Source organism: Advenella faeciporci (assembly GCF_014652395.1).
Lineage (GTDB): Bacteria > Pseudomonadota > Gammaproteobacteria > Burkholderiales > Burkholderiaceae_B > Advenella > Advenella faeciporci.
In genome coordinates this window covers 78,270-89,737 of sequence record NZ_BMYS01000014.1, presented here as the reverse complement: position 1 = coordinate 89,737, position 11,468 = coordinate 78,270, and the positions used below count along the sequence as shown (strand labels likewise).

The window sequence follows — 11,468 nt, the reverse complement described above, 5'->3', positions numbered from 1 at the left end:
GTCTGGAACGGCGCTACCGTCATCCGCCCCGTAAAAAGTCATCATCAAGGAGACAGTTGAACTTTCATAAACGACAGAAAAAACATTGTTTTTAAATGGATTTTCCTTAACTTAATGGCAGTGACGCGGGAGCATGGGAACGAAAATGGCCGGGTTTGCTGGTTCCCATGTTCCACGTGGAAACCAGACGTGGGTCCACCTGTTTATTCGGGAGTCACTTTCATTTTCATGGCCAGTTCAAAGGCAGCCCGCAACGAAGATTCATCGGCAATACCTTTTCCGGCAATATCAAAAGCGGTGCCGTGATCAACACTGGTTCGAATGAAAGGAAGGCCAACGGTTACGTTAATCCCGTTATCCACGCCCAGATATTTCACGGGAATTAAACCCTGGTCATGGTATTGGGCCACCACCATATCAAACTCACCCTTGCGGGCCCGCATAAAGATAGTGTCTCCGGGGTAAGGGCCGCTTACGTTTATCCCCTGTTCACGCATATGTGCAATGGCGGGTGCAATAATATTGACGTCTTCCTGGCCAAAACGTCCTTCTTCTCCGGCATGCGGGTTTAAGCCGGCCACGGCAATACGTGGCTGGGCGATCCCCAACTGGCGACAGGCCTGGTGCGCAAGCTGGATGGCAGTACATTCATTTTCATGGGTAACCTGTTGTGGCACTGCAGACAGCGGGATATGAATGCTGACCAGCAGGACCCTGAGTTCGTCGTTAAGCAGCATCATGCCCACATGCCCCGCCCCCGAGCGTTGCGCCAGGATTTCGGTGTGCCCGGGATGATTCACCCCCGCCATTTTTAAAGAAACCTTATGCAAGGGTGCAGTCACAATGGCGGCAATTTGTCCGGCCATGGCATCATCAATAGCCTGGCAAAGATACGCATATGCCCCCTGTCCGGCTTCTTTGCTAACCCGGCCCAAGGGCAGGCTGGCCGGAATGGGCGGTGCGCAGTTAATAACGGGCATGACAACAGTACCCGGTATGGCCGGGTTTGCCTGAAGATAGGTATTAATACTGGCAAATTCCTGTATATGCACCTGGGGCAGCGCCAGGAAACCGGCCGCCCTGATCAGGCTGCCCGCATCACCATACACCACCGCCGGTGCCGGCAAGCCGTTTGCGAACAGTTTCACGACCAGTTCGGGGCCAATACCGGCCGCATCCCCCATGGTAATGCCTAGCGGCAAAGCCGCATGTTGTAATGATTCGCCTGACATACTCCGCCTATCCAATAAATTAGTTGCCCAAATGCCAAGTTTAACAGTTCAGGCCTCCCATTCAGGCACAATTCACTCGTGTCAGCAGCAGGGTTTCATGACGTTGGCAGCAAAGCCGTCATATAATGGATCTGGATATTTGAACAGTATCCTGTTTTACCCTGAAAATTTTCGGCCATCCGCCCCAAAGCATTCAAGCATAACGGTATCCATTCACATGAGTTCTCAAATCAAGATCGTCGGCGCCCGACAGAACAACCTTAAAAACCTCGATGTCACTTTCAACACTGGAGAGTTCACCGTCATTACCGGGGTGTCCGGATCGGGCAAAAGCTCGTTGGCGTTTGATACCCTGTATGCCGAAGGGCAGCGCAAGTATGTAGAAACCTTTTCTCCTTATGCCCGCCAGTTCCTGGACCGCATGGACAAGCCCCAGGTTGAACGCATCGAAGGCATTTTGCCTGCCATCGCGATCGACCAGACCAACCCTGTACGCAACTCACGCAGCTCGGTGGGCACCATGACCGAACTGAACGATCACCTGAAACTGCTTTATGCCCGGGCAGCCCGCCTGTATTGCCGCTGTTGTGCCCGTGAGGTAAAAAAAGACAACCCGGAAAGCATCTACCATTCACTGGCAAGCCTGTCCGCCACTGCCAACGACCCACGACTGGTGCTTACCTTCCCGGTGATTGTGCCGCTTAACTATTCTGAAACAGAAATCAGGGACTATCTGGAGCAACAGGGCTATACCCGGATTCATGCTGAAGAAACCCGTACGGTAAGCCGCCTTGTCAAAGACAAGAAAAAGAAAGAAAAACCGGTTTCCGAATCCCAGCGCGTGCTGCATGTAGTGCAAGACAGGCTACGTTTTTCCAATGCTGAAGTGTCGCGTGTCATGGAAGCGCTTGAAGCCTGCCTGAAATACGGCAACGGGCATTGCTCCATTTACGCCTTGGATAACGAAAACACCCCCCTGCATACCTGGAAATTCAGTGACCAGTTGCATTGCGCCCACTGTGACATTACCTATTCCGCCCCCTTGCCCAGCACGTTTTCCTTCAATTCCCCCTTGGGTGCCTGCGAAACCTGCCGGGGTTTTGGCCGGGCCATGGGCATTGATTTTGGCCTGGTGATTCCCGATGAAAACAAGTCACTGGAAGAAGGGGCCGTAAAGCCCTGGCAAACCCCCAGCTACAGCGAATGCCAAACCGAAATGATGCAATATGCCAAAAAAACAGGCATTCGTACCACCACTCCCTGGAACAGTCTTAACCAGGCGGAAAAAAACTGGGTCCTTTATGGCGACCCTGAATGGAAAGGCGGCACCTCGGCCTGGAAACACCAATGGTACGGGGTACAACGCTTTTTCGACTGGCTGGAAACCAAATCCTACAAAATGCACGTGCGCGTTTTACTGTCCAAGTACCGCAGCTACACACCCTGCCCGGCCTGTCATGGCTCGCGCCTGAAGCCTGATGCCAACCTGTGGCGCCTGGGCAATACCCGCCAGGATAATCCACTGACTGGTAACTACCAACGCTTCAAGCCAGTGGGGGCAACCTGGAGCCAGGAACAACTTAACCAACTGGGCGGCTTGGCCATTCATGACCTGATGCAGCTGCCCATTGAACGGGTACATGCCTTGTTCAGTCAATTGGAGCCGGGCGGCGAAAACGATGCCGCGATGACCCTGGTGCTGACCGAAATCCGCACCCGCCTGAAATTTCTTTGCGATGTGGGACTGGGCTATCTGAGCCTGGACCGCCAAAGCCGAACCTTGTCGGGTGGCGAAGTGCAGCGCATCAACCTGACAACGGCGCTGGGCACCTCTCTTGTGAATACGCTTTTTGTGCTGGATGAACCCTCTATTGGCCTTCATCCGCGTGATATGCACCGTATTATTGAAGTCATGCTGCGCCTGCGCGATGCCGGCAATACCCTGGTAGTGGTTGAACACGACCCGCAAGTGATGGTGGCCGCCGACCGGATTCTGGATATTGGCCCAGGCCCGGGCGAACGCGGCGGTGAAATCATTTTTGACGGTACGCCCGGACAATTGCGCTCGGCTTCTTCGCTTACCGGGCAGTACCTGGGCGGCAGACTGAAGGTGGAATCGCCGCGCCCAATGCCGGTTAGCGACAACACGCCCAAACTGATCCTTGAAGGCGTGCAGGCCAACAATCTGAAGAATGTCGACGTCTCCTTCCCTCTGGGCCGGCTGGTCTGCATTACCGGTGTATCCGGTTCAGGCAAGTCCACCCTTATCCAGGATGTTTTGCATCCGGCACTGCTGAAGCATTTTGGCAAGCCTACCGAAGCCCCCGGACCATTTACCCGCCTGCTGGGCGCCGAACAGCTGGCCGATGTGGTCATGGTGGACCAGTCCCCCATTGGCAAAACCGCCCGCTCCAACCCGGCCAGTTATGTGGGAGCTTTTGATGCCATCCGCAAGCTGTTTGCCCAGGCGATGGTTTCGCGCGAGCGCGGCTATACCGCAGGTACTTTCAGCTTCAATAGCGGAGATGGACGCTGCCCTACCTGCGGCGGCACCGGTTTCGAGCATGTGGAAATGCAGTTCCTGTCCGATGTCTATCTGCGCTGCCCCGATTGTGATGGCAAACGTTTCAGGCCTGAAATACTAGAGGTCACCATAGAACATCTGGGACGCAAAGCCTCTATTGACCAGGTGCTGGCCATGACCGTGCACGAGGCGCTGGAGTTTTTCAAGGGGCTGCGCGATGTGCAAACCAGCCTGATGCCGCTCTCGGATGTGGGGTTGGAATACCTTGCGCTGGGCCAGCCGGTTCCCACCCTTTCGGGCGGCGAGGCCCAGCGCCTTAAACTGGCCGGTCACCTGGCCACGGCAGCCCGCAGCGGCATTTCAAGCGCCAAGGTCGCCAAGAAAGGCAGCCTGTTCCTGTTTGACGAACCCACCACCGGCCTGCACTTTGATGACGTGGCCCGCCTGATGCGCGCCTTCCGCAAACTGCTGGCCGCCGGTCACTCCCTGCTGATTATTGAACATAACCTGGATGTGATCAGGGCGGCCGACTGGATCATTGACCTTGGCCCCGATGGCGGTGAAGCCGGTGGCCGGATTGTGGCCCAGGGCTCCCCGACCGAAGTCATGCAGCATGCCAGCTCCAGTACCGGGCAGGCCCTGCGCGAGTATGAGCAAAGCATACTCGCCCCTGCACCAGCCAGCCTGAATGAGGCCTCTCCGGCCTATCTGGGAACCGCCCTGCGCCAGCAAGGTCGCGGCAGCCCGGCCAGGCCCGATCAAATCGACATCATGAATGCCCGCGAACACAACCTGAAAAGCATCAATGTCCACATCCCCCACAATACCTTTACCGTCATTACGGGGGTATCGGGTTCGGGTAAATCCACGCTTGCTTTTGATATCCTGTTCAACGAAGGCCAGCGCCGCTACCTGGAATCGCTTAATGCGTATGCCCGTGCCGTGGTGCAGCCGGCCGGCAAGCCCGATGTGGACGCCATTTACGGCATTCCACCCACGGTGGCAATTGAACAGCGCACCAGCCGGGGCGGGCGCAAATCCACCGTGGGCACCATGACGGAAACCCACCATTTCCTGCGCCTGCTATATGTGAAACTGGGCACCCAGTTCTGTCCCGACTGCCAGGTGCCGGTAGAGCCGCAAACCGCCGAACAGATTTTTTCCCGTATTTTACAGGCGCACAAAGGGCAGCACATCGGGGTTATGGCGCCCTTGGTCACTGCACGTAAAGGCTATTACACTGACCTGGCCAAATGGGCACAGTCCAAAGGCTATACGCATTTACGGGTTGATGGCGATTTCATTCCGGTACAGCCCTGGCCACGACTGGATCGTTACAAGGAGCACACCATAGAACTGCCGATTGCCGATTTCATCGTCGACGTGAACAATGAAAGCGGCCTGAAAGATGCCCTGCACAAAGCGCTGGAGCATGGCCAGGGCAGCATGAGCATCATCTGGGAACTGGACCGGGACAATCCCCTGCAGGCCAGCCACCTGAACCAGCAGCACTTCTCTGTAAAACGCGCCTGTCCTTGCTGTGGCATGAGCTTTCCCGAACCCGACCCGCGGCTGTTCTCTTTCAACTCAAAACACGGCTGGTGCCCGGATTGCTTTGGAACCGGCCTGAAGATCAGCGGTTTTGATGCCGAACAAACCGGTGAGGAAAGCAGCTGGATCAACACCAGTGAAGAGGAAGAAGAAGCCTTGCAGGTTTGCCCTTCATGCCATGGCCTGCGCCTGAACCGCAATGCCCGTGCCGTGCAATGGCAAAACAAGGCCATTACCGAACTCACCACCCTGCCCGTTTCAGAGGCACTGGCCTTCTTTAACAGTTTAAACCTGAACAAACGGGAAACCGATATTTCACGTGACATTCTGTCTGAAATCAGGAGCCGCCTGGCTTTTATGGAAGAAGTGGGGCTGGGTTATCTGGGCCTGGACCGCTCCGCCCCCACGCTGTCCGGTGGCGAAGCACAACGCATTCGCCTGGCGGCCCAGCTGGGCTCCAACCTGCAAGGGGTTTGCTATATTCTGGACGAACCCACCATTGGCCTGCACCCACGCGACAACCGCATCCTGCTTAATGCCCTGGCCCGCCTTGAAGGCAATGGCAACACCCTGGTGGTGGTTGAACACGATGAAGACACCATTCGTCGCGCCAGCCATATTATTGATATTGGTCCCGGTGCCGGGGTACGGGGCGGTACGGTGGTGGCCCAGGGCAGTTATCAGGACATTGCCAGCAACCCGAATTCATTAACCGGCAAATACCTGGCCCATCCTATTGCCCACCCCATGCAGGCACGACGCCCGGTTGGTAACGAGACTGCTTTCATTACCGTTAAAAATGCCAGCCTGCATAACCTGAAAAACGTCACGGCAGCAGTGCCGCTTAACCGGCTTACCGTGATTACCGGCGTGTCCGGTTCAGGCAAATCCACCCTGGCCCGTGATGTTTTGCTGGATAACCTTAAACAATTCATTGGCACCAAAAATGCACCACAATGGAAGGGATGTGAGCAAATAGAAGGCTGGGAACCCCTGGACCGCGTGCTGGAAGTAGACCAGACCCCGATTGGCAAAACACCGCGCTCTTGTCCCGCCACCTACGTGGGTTTCTGGGACGACGTCCGCAAACAATTTGCCGAAACCCGTGACGCCAAGATCCGGGGCTGGAACGCCTCGCGCTTCTCCTTCAACACCGGAGAAGGACGTTGCCCGATTTGTGAAGGACAGGGCATGCGTACGATTGAAATGAGCTTCCTGCCCGATGTCAAAGTTCACTGCGAGGCCTGCAACGGCAACCGCTTCAACAGCGACACCCTGGCAATTCGCCTGCGCGACAAAACCGTGGGAGAAGTCTTGCGCATGGAAATTGACGATGCGCTGCCCTATTTTGCCGCCCATCCCAAAGTGTTCCGCAGCCTGCAATTGCTGCAAGACGTTGGTTTGGGCTACCTGACCCTGGGGCAACCCTCTCCCACGCTTTCGGGAGGAGAGGCGCAGCGCATCAAGCTGGTCACCGAACTGGTCAAGGCGCGGATGGATGAAGGAATCATTAAAACCGGCCGGGCCTCCAGCCGCCCGCATACCCTGTATGTGCTGGACGAGCCAACGGTAGGACTGTCCATGGCCGATGTTGAAAAGCTGATTCACGTTTTGCACCGTCTGGTAGAGGCCGGCAATACCGTGGTGGTGATTGAACACAACCTGGATATCATGGCCGAAGCCGACTGGATTGTGGACATGGGCCCTGAAGGAGGAACCGAAGGGGGTGAAGTGGTGGCTGCCGGAACACCCGAAACCTTGATGGCTACCCGGCACAACTCCCATACCGGGCAGGTATTGTTTGAGTTTATGTGAGGTGCGTGCAACCACCCCGTCAGGCTTTGCCTGCCACCCCTCCACGGGAGGGGAATGGGTTGGGGCTTCGTTGAATGCTTCGGTTGGTTTAGAACCACCCCGTCAGGCTTTGCCTGCCACCCCTCCGCAGGAGGGGAATGGGTTGGGGCTTCGTTGGATGCTTCGGTTAGTTTAGAACCACCCCGTCAGGCTTTGCCTGCCACCCCTCCGCAGGAGGGGAATCGGTTGAATTCTTTTCCCTATTCAAAAGAGTTCGGAAAATTCCCCTCCCGTGGAGGGGTGGCGCGAAGCGACGGGGTGGTTGCATATAACGATGAGGTACCCACACGAAGCGACAGCGCGGTTGCATATAACGATGAGGTACCCACGCGAAGCGACAGCGCGGTTGCATACAACGACGATGTGCCCAAACAAAGCGACAAGGTACCCAAACTTAGCAACGGGGTGCTTTCAGCACTAGCGCAATGCCCGCATTGGCCACCGCCATGCCCATGGTGGCGGTCACTGTCACGCAAGACCCGTAACCGGCACAGGACAGTCCCTGCAGCGGAGCATCGCCCGCTTGGCCGGCCTCGTTTTTACCTGCCTGCCACAAATCGGGCAAAATGGCCGGCTGGTCAAACCAGAAACAATCCACATTCATTTTGGGAACCCGTTTCAGGGCCTTGCCGTTATGATCCGAACCCTTCGCAAACCCATGCTGCTTGCGCAGGATATTTCGCAAGCGGGCCAGCAAGGCATCATTGCGGGCCTGTGACAAATCACCGGCACTCAAACTTAAGGGATTGGTTTTGCCCCCCGCTCCGCCACACATGACCAGGGGAATCTTGCGCTGGCGGCAGGCCAGCACCATGGCAACCTTGGCCGAAACCTGGTCGGTGCAGTCAATAAAAACATCGGGACGCCTGCCATCCAGCAACTCATCAATATTGTTGGCATCAACAAAATCCTCAAACGGGTACACCTGACATTCAGGATTAATGCCTGCCACACGCTCTGCCATGGCCTGGACCTTGGCCATACCCATAGTTTGGCTTAAGGCATGAATCTGCCGGTTTACATTGGACTCGGCCACATGATCCAAATCGGCCAGCGTGAGATGGCCAACACCGGAACGGGCCAGGGCCTCGGCCACCCAGGAACCGACACCACCGATGCCAGCCACCATCACATGAGCATTGGCAAGGGTTTGCGTTGCTTTTTCACCATATAGCCGGCGCAAGCCCCCAAAGCGACGCTCATTATTACTTTCCTGCATACTCATTTATGTCTCTTTTGTCCTATACTGAAGTCAAGCTATTTTAACGTACATTTTTAAATCGAATTCAAAGTGAAGACTCCTCTTCCTACCGCCTTGCACAAGGCTATTGAACATATCCAGAAATTCCGCCTGTGGACCGATGAAGAACGCGAACTGTCCATGTTGCAAACGCTTGCCGAGCATCCGTCCCCGGAAGAAATCTGGGTATTTGGTTACGGTTCTTTAATCTGGCGCCCCGAATTCAATTTTCAGGAAGATCGCCTGGCCACGCTGCAGGGCTATCACCGCTCACTATGCCTGTGGTCCAGTGTCAACCGGGGTACCCCCGAGCAGCCGGGCCTGGTTTTTGGTCTTGATGTTGGCGGCACATGCCAGGGCAAGGTTTACAAACTGCATGATGACAACATTCATGAACAGTTCCGCCTGCTCTGGAAGCGCGAAATGCCTTCTGGCGCCTACATTCCCAAGTGGATCCGGTGTGAAACCATGATGGGCCCCATCACCGCGCTTGCCTTTGTCATGGACATCAACAGCCATGCCTACGTGCAAGGGCTGACCCGGGAAGAAACCGTTGATATCGTTCTTAATGCCACCGGCTCCTGTGGTCCCTGCCCCGAATATGTGCTGGAAACCGCCAATGCCCTGGCCCAGGCAAGCATCAATGACGAAAACCTGTTTGAACTGGCAGAACTTATTAAGCAACGCATTGCCAAACCGTAAGCACGGTGACTGCCGTGCTGTAAACTAACCCTTTTACGTATCCATTTCACTGCCATGTCTATTGCCGATTTGCGCCAAAAGTACGAAAGAAACGTTTTACTTGAATCCCAGCTGGCCCCCGACCCCATGACCCAGTTTTCAAACTGGTTTGAAGAGGCTCGTCAGGGAGAAATCCTCGAGCCCAATGCCATGATCGTTTCCACGGTTTCAGCTGAAGGTAAACCTTCTTCCCGTACAGTCCTGTTAAAAGGTTTCGACCAAGAGGGTCTGGTGTTTTTCACCAGCTACGAATCCAACAAGGGTAAAGACTTAAGCGCCAACCCCAATATCAGTGCACTTTTCTGCTGGCTTCCCCTTCAAAGGCAGGTACATATCAACGGTCATGTCGTCAAACTGACCGAAGAAGCTTCCACCGATTATTTCAACAGCCGTCCCGAAGAGTCACGCATTGGCGCCTGGGCTTCCATTCAAAGCCAGCCCATTACCCGTGCGGAACTCGAATCCCGGGAACAGCATTTCAAGGAAAAATTCGGCAGTCATATACCCAAGCCCCCTTACTGGGGCGGCTACTTGATTATTCCCGAAACCATCGAATTCTGGCAAGGCCGGCCTTCACGCCTGCACGATCGCATCCAATACAGCAAAGACAATAATGGCAACTGGACCTTCACGCGCCTGTCGCCCTGATATGCCTGTTTTTTTCTGATTCACAAGGTTTACCATGAGCTTACGTGCTCCCGATTTTGATTCTCCCGCATTTAGAACGGCATTGGGCCGCTTTGCCACTGGCGTTACCATCGTCACCACCACTCACCCCGATACTGGCAAGCCGGTTGGATTAACCGTCAGTTCTTTCAATTCGGTGTCGCTCAATCCGCCGCTGGTTCTATGGAGCCTCACCCAGGACTCTTCCAATATCAGGGCATTTGAGCAAACCGAACGTTATATTATTCACGTTTTGGCCGCCGAACAGCTTGAGCTGGCCCGCCGCTTTTCCAAAGGTACGGCTGAAGAACGCTTTGCCGGTGCGCATTACACCCTGAATGAATATGGCGTGCCCAAACTGGCCAATGAATGCTGCGCCGCCTGGTTTGAATGCTACAGCCGCAACCGTTACCATGAAGGAGATCACATGATCCTGATTGGTGAAGTGGAACGCTGCGGTCACACCCATAGCCTGCCCCTGGTTTACCATGCGGGCAGTTTCGACCTGACCCCGCAAGCCATTCTCAGCAAGGCATGAAAATGGGTGTGGATATTGATTGCATTGTGATTGGTGCTGGCGTGGTGGGCCTTGCCACGGCCCGTAAACTGGCCATGGCCGGCAAGGAAGTGTTGCTGGTTGAAGCCGTGGAAGCCATTGGCATGGGCATAAGCTCACGCAACTCGGAAGTGATACATGCCGGCATTTATTATCCCACCAACAGCCTGAAAGCCCGCTTATGCGTACAGGGCAAAGAAATGCTGTACCGTTATTGCGAAGAACGCGGCATTGCACACCAGCGTATTGGCAAGCTGCTGGTGGCCACTTCAAGCGCGCAACTGCCGCAACTGGACAAGATACAAGCCCAGGCTACCGCCAACCAGGTTCATGACCTGCAAAGGCTGAACCGCCAAGACGTCCTGGCCCTGGAACCCATGCTGCACTGCGAGGCGGCCCTGCTGTCACCCTCCACCGGCATTATAGACAGCCATGGCCTGATGCTGGCCTTGCAGGGTGACCTTGAAAACCATGGCGGGCAGTGTGTTTTCCATACGCCACTTGAAAGCGTGATCATAGAAAAAGACGGCGCCTTCAACTGTACCTTTGGCGGTGACGAGGCCATGAACCTGCGCTGTAATATCCTGGTTAACGCTGCCGGCCTGCACGCCCCCAGCCTGGCACGCCAGTTCAAAGGGCTCAACCCGGCGTTTATCCCCCCCGGGTACTATTGCAAAGGCAATTACTTTACCTTAAGCGGCAAGGCGCCTTTTTCCCATCTCATTTACCCCATGCCCAACGAGTCTGGCCTGGGTGTCCATTTAACGCTGGACTTGGGCGGACAGGCCAAATTTGGCCCCGATACCGAGTGGATCACTGAAGAAGACTATACGGTCGATCCCGCCCGTGCCCAACAATTCTATGCAGCCGTACGCAGTTACTGGCCCGAGCTGGCCGATGACAGCCTTGAGCCCGGCTATGCCGGCATACGCCCGAAAATTGTTTCCCGCGATGAAGCAGCTGCCGATTTCATGATCTCGACCCCCGCCCAACACGGGATTGCCAATCTGGTTAACCTGTTTGGCATCGAATCACCCGGCCTGACTTCCTGCCTGGCGCTGGCAGATGAAGTCTGGCAAGCACTTAACCCAACATCCCATTAAC

The 11,468-nt window shown here is 55.4% G+C and carries 7 protein-coding genes; 5 read left to right on the top strand and 2 right to left on the bottom strand.

Features of this window, described 5'->3' with window-relative positions:
* Positions 1–203 precede the first annotated feature (203 nt).
* Positions 204–1,232 (bottom strand): 4-hydroxythreonine-4-phosphate dehydrogenase PdxA, encoded by a 1,029-nt coding sequence (gene pdxA / locus IE074_RS10305; protein WP_229793983.1) that lies wholly within the window; start codon positions 1,230–1,232, stop codon positions 204–206.
* Positions 1,233–1,449: 217 nt separating this feature from the next.
* On the opposite strand from pdxA, the gene uvrA reads away from it, so the two are divergent.
* Positions 1,450–7,122 (top strand): excinuclease ABC subunit UvrA, encoded by a 5,673-nt coding sequence (uvrA, locus tag IE074_RS10300; RefSeq protein WP_189385380.1) that lies wholly within the window; start codon positions 1,450–1,452, stop codon positions 7,120–7,122.
* A 433-nt stretch (positions 7,123–7,555) separates the two neighbouring features.
* On the opposite strand, the gene IE074_RS10295 is transcribed toward uvrA, so the two are convergent.
* Positions 7,556–8,386 carry a tRNA threonylcarbamoyladenosine dehydratase gene (locus IE074_RS10295; protein WP_189385379.1) on the bottom strand — a complete coding sequence of 277 codons (831 nt, stop codon included), beginning with the start codon at positions 8,384–8,386 and terminating at the stop codon, positions 7,556–7,558.
* Positions 8,387–8,542: 156 nt separating this feature from the next.
* Here IE074_RS10295 and IE074_RS10290 point away from each other — a divergent pair, with 156 nt between their 5' ends.
* From IE074_RS10290 to IE074_RS10275, 4 genes are read left to right on the top strand one after another with little or no spacing between them, the layout of a single operon-like run.
* Positions 8,543–9,103: a gamma-glutamylcyclotransferase gene (locus IE074_RS10290; protein ID WP_189385388.1), complete on the top strand. Its 561-nt coding sequence runs from the start codon at positions 8,543–8,545 to the stop codon at positions 9,101–9,103.
* A 54-nt stretch (positions 9,104–9,157) separates the two neighbouring features.
* A complete protein-coding gene (gene pdxH, locus IE074_RS10285) occupies positions 9,158–9,790 on the top strand; it encodes a pyridoxamine 5'-phosphate oxidase (protein ID WP_189385378.1) in 633 nt (210 codons plus the stop codon).
* A 34-nt stretch (positions 9,791–9,824) separates the two neighbouring features.
* Complete coding sequence (locus IE074_RS10280; RefSeq protein WP_189385377.1) at positions 9,825–10,346, top strand: flavin reductase family protein; 522 nt, start codon at positions 9,825–9,827, stop codon at positions 10,344–10,346.
* Positions 10,347–10,348: 2 nt separating this feature from the next.
* A complete protein-coding gene (locus IE074_RS10275) occupies positions 10,349–11,467 on the top strand; it encodes an NAD(P)/FAD-dependent oxidoreductase (RefSeq protein ID WP_189385376.1) in 1,119 nt (372 codons plus the stop codon).
* The last annotated feature ends 1 nt before the right edge of the window (position 11,468 follow it).

Coding starts and splice junctions, on each gene's coding strand:
- pdxA (WP_229793983.1), bottom strand. CDS start 1,232: ATGTCAGGCGAATCATTACAACATGCGGCTTTGCCGCTAGGCATTACC.
- uvrA (WP_189385380.1), top strand. CDS start 1,450: ATGAGTTCTCAAATCAAGATCGTCGGCGCCCGACAGAACAACCTTAAA.
- IE074_RS10295 (WP_189385379.1), bottom strand. CDS start 8,386: ATGAGTATGCAGGAAAGTAATAATGAGCGTCGCTTTGGGGGCTTGCGC.
- IE074_RS10290 (WP_189385388.1), top strand. CDS start 8,543: ATGTTGCAAACGCTTGCCGAGCATCCGTCCCCGGAAGAAATCTGGGTA.
- pdxH (WP_189385378.1), top strand. CDS start 9,158: ATGTCTATTGCCGATTTGCGCCAAAAGTACGAAAGAAACGTTTTACTT.
- IE074_RS10280 (WP_189385377.1), top strand. CDS start 9,825: ATGAGCTTACGTGCTCCCGATTTTGATTCTCCCGCATTTAGAACGGCA.
- IE074_RS10275 (WP_189385376.1), top strand. CDS start 10,349: ATGGGTGTGGATATTGATTGCATTGTGATTGGTGCTGGCGTGGTGGGC.